This is a genomic window from Salegentibacter echinorum (assembly GCF_900129445.1).
Classification (GTDB): domain Bacteria; phylum Bacteroidota; class Bacteroidia; order Flavobacteriales; family Flavobacteriaceae; genus Salegentibacter; species Salegentibacter echinorum.
Genome location: NZ_FQVT01000003.1, coordinates 36,394 through 53,020 on the forward strand (window position 1 = coordinate 36,394; position 16,627 = coordinate 53,020).

Consider the following 16,627-nt stretch of genomic DNA (forward strand, 5'->3'; position numbering starts at 1 on the left):
TTACCCTTTATAGTAATTAGAAATGATTAAAGTTAAATCCTGGATAAGCGCTGCCCGGTTACGTACCTTGCCTTTATCTGTTTCGGGCATTATCGTTGGTACAAGTATCGCTGTAAAACAAGGCGTTTTCGACATTAGTATTTTTAGCCTGGCCCTGGCGACTACGTTGGGACTTCAAATTTTATCGAATTTTGCCAACGATTATGGCGATGGTGTAAAAGGGACCGATAATGAAGAACGGGTTGGACCGCAAAGAGCTTTGCAAAGCGGATTAATTACTCACAAAGAAATGTTGGGTGGGATAATAATAACCGCTGCAATAACATTACTCCTGGCAGTATTATTGATTTATGCCGCTTTTGGTAAAGAGAATTTAGTTCATACCTTATTGTTTTTCTTTTTGGGAATTGGTGCAATAGCTGCTGCCATAAAATATACCGTAGGAAAATTTGCTTATGGTTATCGTGGACTGGGGGATTTATTCGTATTTATTTTCTTTGGACTGGTTGCTGTTTACGGTTCCTATTTTTTATATGCACACGAGTGGAGTTGGAGTATTCTTTTGCCATCTATTAGTATTGGATTGCTTAGCATTGGAGTACTTAATCTCAATAATATGCGGGACCAAATCCCCGATAAAAAAGCCGGTAAAAATACGCTGGTAGTTAAATTGGGAGCTAAAAAGGCTAAAAATTATCACTATTCGCTAATTTTAGGAGCAATGTTGTGCCTGGTGCTGTTCACTGTTATTACTTTAGAAAATATGTTTGAGTTCTTGTATGTTCCATTTTTAATTTTTCTTATTCTTCACTTGAAACGAGTAGTAGAGAATGAAAATCCTATTTTATTAGATCCTGAATTAAAAGTTTTAGCGCTTTCTACCTTTGCCGTTTCAGTATTTTTTGCACTGGGGCAGTTATTGTAGTTCAATTTTTAAGAAAAACGCTTAGATTTAACAAAATTATATAGGCTATTAACCCATTGTTTTTTTCTGAAATATCTAATTTCAGCTATCTTTAAATCTATCTGAATTCTAAATTTTATAATTATGAAAATCACCTATTACGGGCAAAGTTGCTTCGGAATTAAAATTGGAAAGTTCAATCTATTGGTAGATCCTTTTATAACCGGGAATGACCTCGCAAAAGATAAGATTAATATAGACAAGCTTAAGGCAGATTTTATCTTGCTCACACACGCTCACCAGGATCACACTTTAGATGCTGAAGCAGTTGCCAAAAACACAGGGGCGGTAATTGTGAGTAATTTTGAAATTGCCAATCATTATGAGGAAAAAGGTATAGAAGTACATCCTATGAATCACGGCGGAAGCTGGGATTTTGAATTTGGCCGGCTCAAATATGTAAACGCAGTACACAGCAGCTCGTTTGCAGATGGGAAGTATGGGGGGCAGCCTGGAGGTTTTGTGATAGAAGGAGAGCATAAAAACATTTACCTGGCAGGGGATACCGCACTTACTATGGATATGAAATTGATTGCGCAACAAACCAACTTAGACCTGGCGATCCTGCCTATTGGCGATAATTTCACCATGGGAATAGAAGATGCGATTATTGCCAGTGACTTTGTAGAATGTGATAAGGTTTTAGGTTGCCATTATGATACCTTTGGTTATATTGAGATAGACCATGAGCAGGCCAAACGTAGATTTTATGAAGAAGGAAAAGATCTTATGCTTCTGGAAATAGGAGAACCATTGGAGGTATAATATTAGAAATAGAATTACATCTTTAGAAAAAGCAAGAGTTGTTTATGCAGGCAGAATATAAAAAGTACGTCTTAAAATTTAAACGCCCCAGCGGAACTTCGCGGGGCGTTCTTACTACTAAAGAAACCTGGTTTCTCAAAATTACCAATGCAGGGAAAATTGGAATTGGCGAATGTGGCATCTTAAGAGGATTAAGTATAGACGATAGGCCAGATTATAAAGAGAAATTGCAATGGGTATGCGATAATATAAATATGGGAGAGACGATGTTATGGGAGGAGTTAAAAGAATTTCCCAGCATCCAGATTGGAGTGGAAATGGCCTTTAAATCTTTACATGCAGACCATCCCTTTAAACTTTTTCCTTCTGCATTTACCAATGAAAAAGCTGCAATTCCCATAAACGGACTCATCTGGATGGGCGAAAAAGCTTTTATGAAATCCCAGATTCAGGAGAAAATAGCGCAGGGTTTCAGTTGTATAAAGATGAAAATTGGGGCGATAGATTTTGAAACAGAACTGGAACTCTTAAGATATATTCGAAGCGAGTTTTCTTCCAAAGAAATAGAACTAAGGGTAGATGCCAATGGAGCTTTTAAACCGGAAGATGCCTTAGAGAAATTAAAACGCTTAAGTGAATTTAAGTTACATAGTATAGAACAACCTATAAAACAGGGTAAATGGGAAGCTATGGCAAACTTATGCCAGGAAACACCGCTGCCTATAGCATTAGATGAAGAACTTATAGGGATATTTAATGTAACAAAAAAGCAGGAATTGCTACAAACAGTTCAGCCGCAATATATCATTTTAAAGCCGAGTTTAATAGGTGGTTTTAAAGGTGCACAAGAGTGGATAGATTTAGCTGAAAAAAATAATATTGGTTGGTGGATTACCAGTGCTTTAGAGAGTAATGTTGGCTTAAATGCGATTTCGCAATTTACATACACAAAAAGAAGTAAAATGCCACAGGGACTGGGTACAGGAAGCCTTTATACCAATAATGTAGAAAGCCCCCTGGAAGTAGAGCGCGGAGAAATTCTATATAACCCAAATAAAAGCTGGGACTTTAATTTTTAACAAATGTACATAACACAAGTTTTTAAATACCAATATGGTTTCTGGAGGTATATTGTAGGAACAATCATTGTTTTAGCCGGAATTTTTATTGGTCAAATTCCTTTATTGGCAGCGGTGGTCCTGGAACGTGGTTACGACGTTATGACAATGCCGCAGGAAGAAGTTTTAAAGGTTCTGGATTCTAACTTTACGTTTTTCCTAATGCTCTTAAGCTTCGCCGTAGGTCTATTAGCCCTATTATATGTGGTGAAGTTTTTACACGATCAACCAATACGGTCATTAACAACCAGTAGGAAAAAAGTGGACTGGGGAAGAATTTGGTTTGGTTTTGGGCTTGTAGCAGCTTTTACCATAATTGTAACGATAGCCGAGTATTTGGTGAACCCGCAGGACTTTTTAATCAACTTTCAACCGGTTCCATTTGCAATTTTACTGGTTATAGCCATAGTGATGATTCCGTTACAGACTAGTTTTGAGGAGTATCTCTTTCGGGGGTATTTTATGCAGGGCCTGGGAACTTTATTCAAAAATCGGTGGGTACCATTAATTGTCACTTCGGTTTGCTTTGGAGGTTTACATTTTGCCAATCCTGAAGTAACCCAAATGGGAAATCTTATTATGATTTATTATATAGGCACAGGGTTTATGTTGGGAATCATGACCTTAATGGACGAGGGAATGGAGCTGGCGCTGGGGTTTCACGCCGGTAATAATTTAATTGGTGCTTTATTAATTACTGCTGACTGGACGGCGTTTCAAACCGAATCTATTTTTAAGGATATTTCTAATCCTACTGCCGGTTTTGATGTGGTTATACCCATTCTAATAATCTATCCTTTATTCCTCTATATCATGGCTAAAAAATATGGCTGGAAGGACTGGAGAAATAAGCTTTTCGGAAAAGTGGAAAAGCCTGAAAACATAAAGTTTTCAGAAGAAGCCTAAATCTATTCGGTACAAATTGTTAACTTCGGATATATAGTTTGTTAACCTATTGGTTTGAAGATATGGCAAATAAATACAAAGTTCCTGAAACACATCCCGATTTTAAACTAAACAAAACGCATTTTTCTAATGCGGAGCTGCACCAGGTGGCTTATAGTTTTATAAAGGAAGGGGAAGCTTATGAAGAAAAAATTGGTGCTTTTCTATTAGATTGGTTAAAACCCTCTGCTTATGTGGAAGTAAAAACTTCAGGATCCACCGGGGAGCCTAAAATTATAAAAATCAAGAAAGAGTATATGGTGAACTCGGCAATGGCGACCTCCAGGTTTTTCGATTTGCCGGCAAACACTACCGCTTTACTTTGTTTACCCGCAACCTATATTGCCGGAAAAATGATGTTGGTGCGGGCCATGGTTTTGGGTTGGCATTTGGATATCGTGCCACCTTCTTCCACGCCTTTAGACCAGGTTTTTAAACGTTATGATTTCTGCGCGGTGACACCATTTCAATTAGATAATTCTATTGGGCGTATGCACCTCATTGGGAAACTAATCGTTGGCGGCGGGGCGGTTTCTCCAAAGTTGCAAAAAATGGTGAAGGAGCTTGATACCAGGGTGTATGAAACCTATGGAATGACCGAAACTGTTACCCACATTGCCGCAAAACTCTTAAATCCAAAAGTGGATAAAGAGAAAGTGCGACCTTTTAAAGTCCTGCCCGATATCCAGATTTCGCAGGATGATAGAGATTGTTTAGTAATAAAGGCACCACAACTTTCAGAAGAAATAATAACTACAAACGATGTTGTTGAAATCCTAACCTACAAAAAGTTTGTTTGGAAAGGCAGGATAGATCACGTAATCAATTCTGGCGGAATAAAATTACACCCCGAGCAAATAGAGAAAAAGCTTTCTAAAATTATAGATCAGCGTTTATTTGTTACCGGCATGGAAGATGATGCTTTGGGTGAGATGCTGGTTTTGTTTGTGGAAAATGAATTTTCTGAAGACTTGCTTCAGCAATTAAAAAGTGAAATTAAAACCCTTAAAAGTTTAGATAAATTCGAGCAGCCAAAGAAGATTTATTTCATCGAAAAGTTTGAAGAAACGCATACCGGAAAAATTCACCGCGCAAATACGATAAAAAGTAAGGTAGATTGATAATGGATTATAGAGCATAGAGAAAAGAGACAAGAAAGGGGGATATTTTCCTGTTTCAGGGAGCAGCAATTTTCTTAGTATCTAGAGCTTTGCGGTTTGTTGTATTAGATTGTAAAGACGATTATTTTAGATTTTCGTTTTTATTTATAAAGTCGTAAAATTCCATCAAATTAGATCTCACAGTCCAGCTATCTAAACTGTGAGATCTCATATCATCTGCGGCTTTACAGTAGGATTATTTTCCTAAATTACTGTCAATATAAAACTTCAGTTCATTAATTTTTATATCATTTAAATCTGGATTACCATCTAAAGTTTGCCAATTTTTGCTGGGATAGATTCTTTTTTCCACACCCTTAATAAAAATATCCACCGGCATTTTAAAATTTTCTACATCGGCTACCCATCTGGCCTGGGTTTTTCCGTCTTTTTTCCTGAATTCGAGTTTTGGTAAATCGGTATGCCTTAAATACTGGTCAAAAACCGGTTGTAAATCTACTTTTGTAGCATGGTTAAAAAAATCCTCAACTTGTTGGGTGTTCACTAATTGATGTTTAAAAGTCGCTGTATAATCCCTTAGCGTGTTCCACCATAACCCGTCATCATTATAAATACTCCGAATGGTGTTTAAAAGATTAGAACCTTTATAATACATATCTCCCGACCCTTCGGCATTAACACCATAATCTCCAATAACAGTCTCCTTATTTTCAATATTATCACGCAATCCTTTCAGGTATTCCAGCGCATCGTCTTTTCCCCAGCGGCATTCAATATAAATTGATTCGGTATAACTGGTGAATCCCTCGTGCACCCACATATCGGCAATATCTTTTGCGGTAATGCTATTGCCATACCATTCGTGACCAGATTCGTGGATAATAATAAAATCCCATTTTAAACCAATCCCGGTACCCGATAAATCGGTGCCTTTATAGCCCATCATATACTCATTTCCATAAGCTACGGCACTTTGGTGTTCCATACCCAAATAAGGCGTTTCTACTAATTTAAAGCCGTCTTCCTCAAAAGGATAAGGCCCCATTTTTTCATAAAAACAAGCCATAATATCCTTAACCTCTGCAAATTGTTTTTTAGCTTTTTCCAGATTGTAGGGAAGCACATAATAATCGAGGTCCAAATTTTTATAAGTGTCATGAAAATGCTCATAATTAGCAATATTGATCATAACGTTATAATTATTAATGGGGTTTACGGTTTTCCAGCTCCACTCGGTAAAGCCGTTACCTAAATCTTTTTCTCCTAAAAACTGTCCGTTAGATACATTCATCAATCCGTTGGGAACAGCGATATCCAGCTGAACTTCTTCGGGCTCATCACTTTGGTGGTCTTTATTGGGATACCATAAGCTAGCACCGGTACCCTGAACGGCTACACCAACCCATGGATCGCCATTTTTATCTTTATCCCAAACAAAACCGCCGTCCCAGGGTGCGTTTTTAGCAACAATTGGATTCCCGGAATAATAAAATTGAATTTCTCCTTTTTCATCGGTTTCAATTTTCTCTTTTAAATCGATAAAAACCGCATTGTGCTTTCTGTTATAATCCAGTTTTTTTCCCTGCTGAAGAATAGAATCGACTTTCATATTTTCAAAAAGATCAATTTGAATTGTTTTTAGATTTTCTTCAGCAATAAAACTAATGCTATTTGAACCTGAAATAAATTGTTTTTCAGGTTCAACCTTAAGTTTTAAATGATATTTCTGAACATCGAAAGCACGCTCTGGTCTTAACGAACCCCGCAGGGAATCGGCTTCGGTATATTTTCCATCTTTATCGCTTAAAACCTGGGCACAGGATATGTTAGTAGCTGTTGTAAATATGGCAAGAATTAATACTATATTTCTCATATTTTATCACAAAATTAATTGGTTAGTTTGAATGAACAACTTCTAAAATAACATTTTCATGCTTTTTCCTGAGCTTGCTAAATTTGTTGTGAAGTTCTTCGAAATCCTCAAGATTAACACCTTTGCATACTCCGTAAGAATAATGATATTTGAGTAATTCCAGATCAATATCGGTTAATTGCCTTGGTACTCTACAAGCCGACAAATAACTTCTACAATCTAATTTTTTGGAACTACGAAAATAGCCTAAAGATCGGAAAAATTGAAATTTTAATAATTCAAAGATATAGTTGTCATTATCGGTTTGACTGGTATTAATTTTTAAATCGGTTTTATAAATTTGATTTTTACCATTCCAATGCACATAGTAGCCACTTTTATTTACGATTCTTGGTTCAAAATCAGTATTATATTCAGAATTTAGATAATAAATTCTATAATTTGAGTCATCGATAGTAAACACTCTTTTTATATTTAAAGAGTCGATATTTTTTGAAATCTTATTTCCAAACTCCATAAGTTCATTAGCCTGGCTACCGGGAACACTGGGTTCAAAATATACTTTCACTGAATCTTTCCAATATCTCATAAACATTGGGTCTTTTGGAGATTGGTCGGTACCATAAACTACATTCTTATAAAGTTCCAAAAAGGTACTATCCTTTTCCTCATAGGGAACTTTAACTTTATTCTTACCTTGAGGGATTTCAAAATCGGCTGAAACCGGAACTAAAGTATCGCCATTATGATAGCGAAAATTGGCACTGTCTTTTTGAGTTATGGGTTTGCCCGATTTTTTATAATAAGATAATGAAATATAACGCTTTACAATAGTATCCTGAGAATACGCGAGGCTTATGGTAAAAAAGATTACCAGGTATATACCATATTTTAAAGTTTTTTTCATGTTTGAATTACCCCTAGATTAAAATCTTTTTCAATAGGTGCATGGTTCGCAGCTTCAATTCCCATAGAAATCCATTTTCTGGTATCTAAAGGATCTATCACTGCATCTGTCCACAATCGGGCAGCAGCGTAGTATGGTGAGGTTTGCTCATCATAACGGGATTTTATAGCTTCAAAAACCTCTTTTTCTTTCTTTTCATCTACTTCTTCGCCTTTCTTCTCCATGGCCGCAGTTTCAATTTGCGCTAAAACTTTGGCGGCCTGTGTTCCGCCCATAACTGCGAGCTCGGCACTAGGCCAGGCTGCGATTAGTCTGGGGTCGTAAGCTTTTCCGCACATGGCATAATTCCCCGCACCATAAGAATTTCCCATAATAATCGTGAATTTTGGCACTACCGAATTACTTACCGCACTAACCATTTTTGCACCATCTTTAATAATGCCACCGTGTTCACTTTTGCTGCCTACCATAAATCCGGTAACATCCTGAAGGAAAACCAACGGAATTTTTTTCTGGTTACAGTTTGCGATAAACCGGGTAGCTTTATCGGCGGAATCAGAATAGATCACCCCGCCAAACTGCATTTCGGTAGGTTTAGTTTTCGAAGCCGTAGTTTTTACAATTTTACGCTGATTGGCAACAATGCCCACGGCCCAGCCATCTATCCTGGCATAACCGGTAATAATGGTTTGCCCGTATCCTTTCTTATATTCTTCAAATTCCGATGCATCTACCAGGCGGGCAATAATCTCCCTAACATCGTACTGGTCGCTGCGTTTCTTTGGTAAAATCCCGTAAATATCTTCCTGTTTTTCTTTAGGCTTTACGGCTTTTTTATGGCTAAACCCGGCTTTATCGAAATCACCCATTTTATCCATTATATTTTTAATCCGGGTAAGCGCGTCTTTATCATCTTTAGCTTTATAATCGGTCACCCCGCTAATTTCAGAATGTGTGGTTGCGCCCCCAAGAGTTTCATTATCTATAGATTCACCAATGGCAGCTTTTACGAGATAACTTCCCGCCAGGAAAATACTTCCGGTTTTTTCAACAATAAGTGCTTCATCGCTCATAATAGGAAGATATGCACCACCGGCTACGCAACTGCCCATCACCGCCGCAATTTGGGTAATCCCCATACTACTCATCACGGCGTTATTTCTAAAAATTCTTCCAAAATGTTCTTTATCAGGGAAAATTTCGTCTTGCATAGGAAGATAAACCCCCGCACTATCTACCAGATAAATAATAGGTAACCTGTTTTCTATAGCTATTTCCTGGGCGCGTAAATTCTTTTTCCCGGTAATAGGAAACCAGGCTCCGGCTTTTACGGTAGCATCATTGGCTACTACGATACACTGCTTTCCCGAGACATAGCCAATTTTAACCACAACTCCGCCAGAGGGGCAACCGCCGTGTTCCTCATACATACCTTCCCCGGCAAAAGCGCCAATTTCTATGGCTTTAGTCTTATCATCCAATAGGAATTCTATACGCTCACGAGCGGTCATTTTTCCTTTGGCGTGGTGTTTTTCGATACGCTTCTCACCACCACCTAACTTTACACGTTTTAATTTATGATTTAAGGAAGAAACCAAAAGTTTATTATGGTCTTCGTTTTTATTGAACTTGATATTCATATATTGTAAGTTTAAAACTTTATTTTTGAAGATAATCTCTGCTGATCTAATCTTTTAACGAAAATTGAAAATTTTGAGCTATATTTTGCTAAAATACAAAATAGGTGCTATTATTAAAGTGGAAGTTTCTCTTTAATTAACCATTAATTACTCGATACTTGTCGGGAGCTCGAGGTTTACCTCGACATCAAAATATCATTCTATAAACTTCCTCGTGGGCTTGCTCAAGATAGTTTGTTATAAAAATTATTAAATATGGGAATGAATAAGAATACCGTTTTTGCCTGGGCCTCCTTTGTCATGTTTATTATTGGCATTGCAATTATTTTATTAGGTGTTTTAAAATACATCAATTATGCTATTGGATTTTCGGTAGTGGGGATTGGGTTTTTTGCTATTTCCTGGGCGTTCAACGCATTAAAAGGTAGGGTCTAAATAACAAATTATCTATGTCTGTAAATAAAGAAAAGGAACAACTCGTAGCCCATTTAAAAGGCGGGGAGGCCTTTGCATCTTTAGAAGATTTTATTGATAAAATTCCTTTTGAAAAATTGGGGGAGCGTCCGCACAACCTGCCTTATTCTTTTTACGAACTATTTTATCATATAGCTTTTGCTCAAAAAGATATATTAGAATATGTTACTTCTCAAAATTATAAGACGTCCAAATGGCCTGATGATTATTGGCCGGCCAAAACTTCTCCTAAATCTGTCGAAGATTGGGAGAAACTGAAAAACGAATATTTTGAAGATCGGGGAAAATTCGAAAGCTTTTTATTAGATCCTAAGACCGATTTAAATCTACCGGTCAAAAATTCTGAAAATCATAGCTTGTTACGGGAAATTTTATTGGTGATAGAGCATACTGCATATCACACCGGCCAAATGCTAATTATCTTACGCCTATTAGGGCTTTATAAGTAATAGAATGGCTTATCTGACTTAAATTTCGGATATTTGCAAATCTAAAAAAACAATAAAAAAAATTCATAAATATGGCAGACGATAAAAAAGTGATTTTTTCAATGTCTGGGGTGACCAAGACTTTTAAAAATGCGAATACCCCGGTTTTGAAGAACATTTATCTCAGTTTCTTCTATGGGGCAAAGATTGGTATCCTGGGACTTAATGGTTCGGGGAAATCTACTTTACTTCGAATTATTGCGGGAGAAGATAAAAATTACCAGGGTGATGTGGTTTTTTCGCAAGGTTACTCAGTAGGCTTTCTGGAACAGGAACCTAAATTGGATGAAGAGAAAACCGTATTAGAAGTTGTAAAAGAAGGAGTGGCCAAAACGGTTGAAATTTTAGATGAATATAACAAAATAAACGATCAGTTTGGTTTGCCCGAAGTTTATGAAGATGCCGAAAAAATGCAGAAGCTAATGGATAAGCAAGCGGCACTTCAGGATAAAATTGATGCTGAAAATGCCTGGGAACTGGATACCAAGCTTGAAATTGCCATGGATGCCCTGCGTACCCCAGAGTCTGATAAAAAGATTTCGGTACTTTCGGGAGGAGAACGAAGAAGAGTGGCGCTTTGTCGCTTGTTACTGCAGGAGCCAGATATTTTACTTTTAGATGAGCCTACTAACCACCTTGATGCCGAGTCTGTACATTGGTTAGAGCATCATTTGGCACAATATAAGGGAACGGTGATCGCTGTAACGCACGATCGTTATTTTCTTGATAACGTGGCCGGTTGGATATTGGAATTAGACAGGGGAGAAGGAATTCCGTGGAAAGGAAATTATTCTTCCTGGCTGGACCAAAAATCTAAGCGTTTGGCGCAGGAGCAAAAACAGGCCAGTAAACGTCAAAAAACCTTAGAACGGGAATTGGAATGGTCTAAAATGAACCCAAAAGGCCGACAAGCCAAACAAAAAGCCAGGCTTAATAATTACGATAAACTCTTAAGTCAGGATGAAAAACAAATGGACGAGAAGTTGGAGATTTATATTCCAAATGGTCCAAGACTGGGGAACAATGTAATAGACGCCAATGGGGTGAGTAAAGCTTTTGGCGATAAATTGCTTTACGAAGACCTCAATTTTAAACTTCCACAAGCGGGAATTGTTGGGATTATTGGACCAAACGGTGCCGGTAAGACCACTATTTTTAAGATGATCATGGGAGAAGAAAAACCCGATAAAGGTAGTTTTGAAGTCGGGGAAACCGCCAAGATCGCCTATGTAGATCAGGCGCATTCTAATATTGATCCAGAAAAGACGATTTGGCAGAATTTTAGCGATGAACAGGAATTAGTAATGATGGGCGGCCGCCAGGTTAATTCCCGGGCCTATTTGAGTCGCTTTAACTTTAGCGGAAGCGAACAAAACAAGAAAGTAAATATGCTTTCGGGTGGAGAGCGAAACCGTCTGCATTTAGCGATGACTTTAAAAGAAGAAGGAAACGTGTTGTTACTGGATGAGCCTACCAACGACCTTGATGTGAATACTTTACGTGCCCTGGAAGACGGACTGGAGAATTTTGCCGGTTGTGCAGTGGTTATTTCCCACGACCGTTGGTTCCTGGATAGAATTTGTACACATATTCTTGCTTTTGAAGGAGATTCCCAGGTTTATTTCTTCGAAGGTAGTTTCTCAGATTATGAAGAGAACAAGAAGAAACGTTTGGGTGGCGATGTGATGCCAAAACGAATTAAGTACAAAAAATTGGTACGATAACAACTTTGTTGATTACGTATAGTACACCCTCCCAGGTTTTGATAACTTGCGGAGGGTTTTTAAATTCAAGGTTCAAGGTTCAAGTTTGAGTCAAACATTCAAAATCGACAACCGAAAACTGTTTTTTAACAACAAACGACAAACCTCAAACTACAGACATTTTCCAATGAAATTAAATATATTAAAAGAAGAATTTTGTACTGCGCTTTTATCTGATTATCCTGCGGAAGAAGCGCATTCTTTTTTCTTTATGCTTACCCAGGCCTATTTTAAGGTAAGTCGGCTGGACCTGGCTTTAAATCCTAATATAGAAATTGATGCTACTGAAGCTGATAAACTGGAACAGGCAAAATTGCGTTTGTTGCAGCACGAACCCATTCAGCATATTTTAGGGACTACAGAATTCTTTTCACTTAATTTTCAGGTTAGTAAAGACGTTCTTATTCCAAGGCCGGAAACCGAAGAATTGGTGCAATGGATTTTAGATGATGTTTCAGCTAACGATTCCACTATAAAATTAACCGAACTGGGAACCGGTAGTGGCTGTATTGCTATTAGTTTGGCAAAAAGCCTTTCTGGATCAAAAATTTCAGCAGTAGATATTTCAGAAAAAGCATTAAAGATTGCCAAATTGAATGCGAATAAAAATGAAGTTTTCATTGACTTCTCTTTGCAGGATATTTTAGAATTAGAACAATTACCGGAAAATCAGGATGTGATTGTTTCAAATCCGCCTTATGTGCGAGAACTGGAAAAGAAAGCTATGCAGCGCAATGTTCTTGATTATGAACCGGAACAGGCGCTGTATGTAGCAGATCACGATCCTTTGATTTTCTATAAACAGATCGCAAATCTAGCTAAAAAATCCCTTATTCCTGACGGAAAATTGTATTTTGAAATCAATCAATACCTTGCTGCTGAAACTGAAAAACTCTTGCAAGACCAAGGGTTTACAACAGAATTACGTAAAGATATTTTTGGAAATTACCGAATGCTTAAGGGGATTAAGCAATAAAATATCTAAGAAGCCAGGGTTTATAAAACTTAAAGATTTTGGAGAAAAATAATAAATTAGAAAGCATTGCCGTGTTTTGCGCCAGTAGCCCGGGCAATGATGAGCAAATTTATCACGAAGCTTATCGCCTGGGAGAGATTTTAGCAAAAAGAAATATTCAATTAATTTTTGGCGGCAGTAAACTGGGTCTAATGGGACAGGTTGCCGCAGGGACTCTTGAAAATGGCGGACGTGCAATTGGGGTGATTCCAGAGTTTCTAAAAACTAAAGAAGTAGTGCATACCGGTTTGACTCAACTTATTACCACCAGGAATATGCACGAGCGCAAACTTAAAATGCACGAATTAAGCAATGGTTTTATCGCGCTTCCCGGTGGCTTTGGAACTTTGGAGGAGCTTTTTGAAATTGTAACCTGGGGCCAGTTGGGCTTGCACAGGAATCCTATTGGATTGTTGAATATCAACAGATTTTACGACGATTTAATAGCCTTGTTAAAATCAATGGTTAGGAAAGAAGTACTTAGAAAAGAAAATTTTGATCTACTTCTTATTGGTGAAAATATTGAGGAGCTATTAGAAAAAATGCATAATTTTAAACCTTTGCCCATACCAAAATGGATGAATAAGAACCAAACTTAATCTGCTTTATGAAAATTAAAAAACTTCAGTTATACACAAGTGAATTACAGGAGCAGCTTCGGTTTTACCGGGATACGCTAAATCTTGAAGTACTTGAGTCAACCGGGGATTATTTTGAAGTTTTAACTGGTTATACGCAACTTAGATTTCAGAAAAAAACAAACGCGACGCCTTATCATTTTGCGTTTCATATCCCGGGAGAACAAGAAGAGATTGCCTTAGAGTGGTTAAAAGAAAGGGTAGCGATTTTGCATGGTAACGGGCAGGAGATTGTAGATTTTCCAGCCTGGAATGCAAAGTCGATTTACTTTTACGATGTAGATGATAATATCGTGGAGTTTATCTCCCGCACCAATCTTCACAAACCAAAATCGGCTTTATTTTCTGAAAAAAGTATCCTGGGAATTAGTGAAATAGGTTTGGTGACATCCAATATTAAAGAGCAACTGGAGTTTTTGAATTCAGAAGCTAACCTTGAAAAATATGATGGGAATTTAGAGAATTTTTGTGCCATTGGAGATGACCACGGACTTCTTATTACCATCAATAAAGAATTGAAAGATTGGTATCCTACCGGTGATAAAGCACATAGTTCAGCATTTAAAATTGAATTTAAGCATAAGGAAAAAAACTATTCCCTTATTTTTGAAAAAAACACCCTTAGAAAGTTTATTGGTTAAAGCACTATGACTACAGAAGAGAAAATTAAAAGTTTACGCGAGGAATTACATCATCACAACAACCTTTATTATATTCAGGATGATCCAGAACTAAGTGATTATGAGTTTGATATGAAGCTTAAAGAGCTTCAGGAATTAGAAAATAATCATCCCGAGTTTGAAGATAAGAATTCTCCTACCCGTAGAGTGGGCGGGGCAGTGACCAAAAACTTTGAAACAGTAGTTCACGATTTCCGCATGTATTCACTTTCAAATTCTTACTCAAAAGAAGAGTTGGAAGATTGGGAAAAACGCATAGAAAAGGCGATTGGTGGAAAAGTGCAATATGTATGCGAATTAAAGTATGATGGAGCGTCCATAAGCCTAACCTACGAAAACGGAAAATTAGCAAGGGCAGTAACCCGGGGTGATGGTTTTCAGGGGGATAATGTAACCAATAATATAAAGACAATTCCGGCAGTCCCTTTAAAACTAAAAGGTGACTACCCCGAGAAGTTTCATATTAGGGGTGAGATCGTACTGCCTTATGAAGGTTTTGCTAAAATGAATGCTGAAAGGGTAGAAGCAGGAGAAGAGCCTTATGCCAATCCCAGGAATACTGCATCTGGGAGCTTAAAATTGCAGGATAGTGCCGAGGTTGCCAAAAGACCTTTAGACTGTTTGCTCTATAGTTTGGTTGCCGATAGCCTTCCCGTAAAATCACAATTCGAAAGTTTAGAAAAAGCCAGGGAATGGGGTTTCAAAGTGCCTCCCGAAGCCGAATTAAAAAATAGTATTGCTGAAGTTCAGGATTATGTAAATTACTGGGATCAACACCGGCACGATTTACCTTATGAAACCGACGGGGTTGTAGTAAAAGTAAATAGTTTCGACCAACAGGATGAGTTGGGTTATACCGCTAAATCGCCGCGTTGGGCCATGGCCTATAAATTTAAAGCCGAGCAGGAAAGCACCCGTTTAAATAAAATCACTTACCAAGTAGGAAGAACAGGCGCCATTACCCCGGTGGCTAATTTAGAACCGGTTAAGCTAGCGGGGACGATTGTAAAGCGTGCTTCCCTGCACAATGCAGATCAAATAGAAAAATTAGATGTGCGCGAGCAGGATATTGTGTATGTGGAGAAAGGCGGAGAGATCATCCCAAAGATTGTAGGCGTAGATTTTAAACAAAGAGATCCTAATACACCAGAAACAGAATATGCAACAAACTGCCCTGAATGTGGTACCGAGCTAATTAGAAATGAAGGAGAGGCCCAGCATTACTGCCCAAATTACAATGGTTGCCCGCCGCAGATTATTGGAAGGATTCAGCATTTTATTTCCAGAAAAGCCATGGATATTGAAGGTCTTGGTGGTGAAACGGTGGCGCTATTGGTTAATGCTAATCTTATTGAAAACTATGCCGATCTCTATACTTTGAAGAAAGAAGATATCCTGCCATTGGAACGTATGGCAGAAAAATCGGCCGAAAATTTAATCAACGGAATTGAAAAGTCTAAAGAAATTCCTTTTGAACGGGTTTTGTTTGCGCTGGGAATTCGTTTTGTGGGAGAAACTGTAGCCAAAAAACTGGCTAAATATTACAAGAATATTGATGCTTTAGCTTCCGCAACTGTAGAAGAACTTATTGCCATAGACGAAATTGGCGGTCGTATCGCCGAAAGCCTTACTGATTTTTTTGCTTCCGAAGAAAACAGGGAATTGGTAGCTCGATTAAAACAATATGGAGTTCAAATGGAAATGGCTCCCGAAGAACTTGAAAATCTAAGTGATAAATTGGCGGATAAGACCTTCGTGATTTCTGGCGTTTTTGAAAAAGTATCCAGGAATGAACTTAAAAAGATGATAGAAGATAATGGAGGAAAAGTTTCGGGTTCTATTTCAGGAAAAACAAACTTTTTGGTAGCCGGTGATAATATGGGCCCCAGTAAGTTAGCGAAAGCCGAAAAACTTGGTACTAAAATTATAAGTGAAGATGATTTTTTAAAGATGGTATGATCGCGGGGCGATAGCCAGAGATTTAGTTCCCCCGGGGCTTGCCTCGAAAATTTTTTTTCGGAAGCATACCTCGTACGTACCTTTTGGTTGAGGTTGTTGATTCTAAATTTTAATAGCTGAAAAGTTTTAAAGGTCTGGTTTTTCGACTAATTTTTATTCCGAAAAAACACATACTTATTGACGATAGTTCCCAGAGGTTTTTAAAGCCTTTTTCACAATTTTTTTATGGCTTTTTCAAAAAGTCTGAATCTGTTGTTTGTCAATTGTTCATTGCGAT

General features: G+C 37.8%; 15 protein-coding genes. 12 read left to right on the forward strand and 3 right to left on the reverse strand.

Annotated elements, in window-relative coordinates:
- Nucleotides 1-22 precede the first annotated feature (22 nt).
- The 5 genes from menA (at nucleotide 23) to BUA71_RS06240 (ending at nucleotide 4,913) form a co-directional block, all read left to right on the forward strand.
- Nucleotides 23-925 (forward strand): 1,4-dihydroxy-2-naphthoate octaprenyltransferase, encoded by a 903-nt coding sequence (gene menA / locus BUA71_RS06220; RefSeq protein ID WP_072877825.1) that lies wholly within the window; start codon nucleotides 23-25, stop codon nucleotides 923-925.
- 123 nt (nucleotides 926-1,048) lie between these two features.
- Nucleotides 1,049-1,729, forward strand: coding sequence for a metal-dependent hydrolase (locus BUA71_RS06225; protein WP_072877827.1), 681 nt, complete (start codon nucleotides 1,049-1,051; stop codon nucleotides 1,727-1,729).
- A 44-nt stretch (nucleotides 1,730-1,773) separates the two neighbouring features.
- The gene (locus BUA71_RS06230) at nucleotides 1,774-2,808 is read left to right on the forward strand and encodes an o-succinylbenzoate synthase (RefSeq protein WP_072877829.1); all 1,035 of its coding nucleotides are present in this window, start codon (nucleotides 1,774-1,776) and stop codon (nucleotides 2,806-2,808) included.
- Nucleotides 2,809-2,811: 3 nt separating this feature from the next.
- A complete protein-coding gene (locus BUA71_RS06235) occupies nucleotides 2,812-3,753 on the forward strand; it encodes a CPBP family intramembrane glutamic endopeptidase (protein ID WP_072877831.1) in 942 nt (313 codons plus the stop codon).
- A 62-nt stretch (nucleotides 3,754-3,815) separates the two neighbouring features.
- Nucleotides 3,816-4,913: an AMP-binding protein gene (locus tag BUA71_RS06240; protein ID WP_072878395.1), complete on the forward strand. Its 1,098-nt coding sequence runs from the start codon at nucleotides 3,816-3,818 to the stop codon at nucleotides 4,911-4,913.
- A 235-nt stretch (nucleotides 4,914-5,148) separates the two neighbouring features.
- On the opposite strand, the gene BUA71_RS06245 is transcribed toward BUA71_RS06240, so the two are convergent.
- From BUA71_RS06245 to BUA71_RS06255, 3 genes are read right to left on the reverse strand one after another with little or no spacing between them, the layout of a single operon-like run.
- Nucleotides 5,149-6,786, reverse strand: a complete 1,638-nt coding sequence (locus tag BUA71_RS06245; RefSeq protein WP_072877833.1) for a M1 family metallopeptidase — start codon at nucleotides 6,784-6,786, stop codon at nucleotides 5,149-5,151.
- Between the two features lie 22 nt (nucleotides 6,787-6,808).
- Nucleotides 6,809-7,693, reverse strand: coding sequence for a hypothetical protein (locus BUA71_RS06250; protein WP_072877835.1), 885 nt, complete (start codon nucleotides 7,691-7,693; stop codon nucleotides 6,809-6,811).
- On the reverse strand, nucleotides 7,690-9,333 hold the full coding sequence (locus tag BUA71_RS06255; protein ID WP_072877837.1) for an acyl-CoA carboxylase subunit beta: 1,644 nt from the start codon (nucleotides 9,331-9,333) through the stop codon (nucleotides 7,690-7,692). The genes BUA71_RS06250 and BUA71_RS06255 overlap by 4 nt, the downstream gene beginning before the upstream one ends.
- A gap of 255 nt (nucleotides 9,334-9,588) precedes the next feature.
- On the opposite strand from BUA71_RS06255, the gene BUA71_RS06260 reads away from it, so the two are divergent.
- The 7 genes from BUA71_RS06260 to ligA all read left to right on the forward strand — a co-directional run bounded on the left by BUA71_RS06260 (nucleotide 9,589) and on the right by ligA (nucleotide 16,350).
- Complete coding sequence (locus tag BUA71_RS06260) at nucleotides 9,589-9,768, forward strand: CAL67264 family membrane protein (RefSeq protein WP_072877839.1); 180 nt, start codon at nucleotides 9,589-9,591, stop codon at nucleotides 9,766-9,768.
- A gap of 14 nt (nucleotides 9,769-9,782) precedes the next feature.
- A complete protein-coding gene (locus BUA71_RS06265) occupies nucleotides 9,783-10,256 on the forward strand; it encodes a DinB family protein (protein ID WP_072877841.1) in 474 nt (157 codons plus the stop codon).
- Nucleotides 10,257-10,327: 71 nt separating this feature from the next.
- Nucleotides 10,328-12,019 carry an energy-dependent translational throttle protein EttA gene (gene ettA / locus BUA71_RS06270; RefSeq protein WP_072877843.1) on the forward strand — a complete coding sequence of 564 codons (1,692 nt, stop codon included), beginning with the start codon at nucleotides 10,328-10,330 and terminating at the stop codon, nucleotides 12,017-12,019.
- 166 nt (nucleotides 12,020-12,185) lie between these two features.
- Nucleotides 12,186-13,034, forward strand: coding sequence for a peptide chain release factor N(5)-glutamine methyltransferase (gene prmC / locus BUA71_RS06275; protein ID WP_072877845.1), 849 nt, complete (start codon nucleotides 12,186-12,188; stop codon nucleotides 13,032-13,034).
- Nucleotides 13,035-13,072: 38 nt separating this feature from the next.
- Nucleotides 13,073-13,672 carry an LOG family protein gene (locus BUA71_RS06280; protein ID WP_245812546.1) on the forward strand — a complete coding sequence of 200 codons (600 nt, stop codon included), beginning with the start codon at nucleotides 13,073-13,075 and terminating at the stop codon, nucleotides 13,670-13,672.
- Nucleotides 13,673-13,680: 8 nt separating this feature from the next.
- Nucleotides 13,681-14,352 (forward strand): VOC family protein, encoded by a 672-nt coding sequence (locus tag BUA71_RS06285; RefSeq protein ID WP_072877849.1) that lies wholly within the window; start codon nucleotides 13,681-13,683, stop codon nucleotides 14,350-14,352.
- 6 nt (nucleotides 14,353-14,358) lie between these two features.
- Nucleotides 14,359-16,350, forward strand: a complete 1,992-nt coding sequence (gene ligA, locus BUA71_RS06290) for an NAD-dependent DNA ligase LigA (protein ID WP_072877851.1) — start codon at nucleotides 14,359-14,361, stop codon at nucleotides 16,348-16,350.
- The last annotated feature ends 277 nt before the right edge of the window (nucleotides 16,351-16,627 follow it).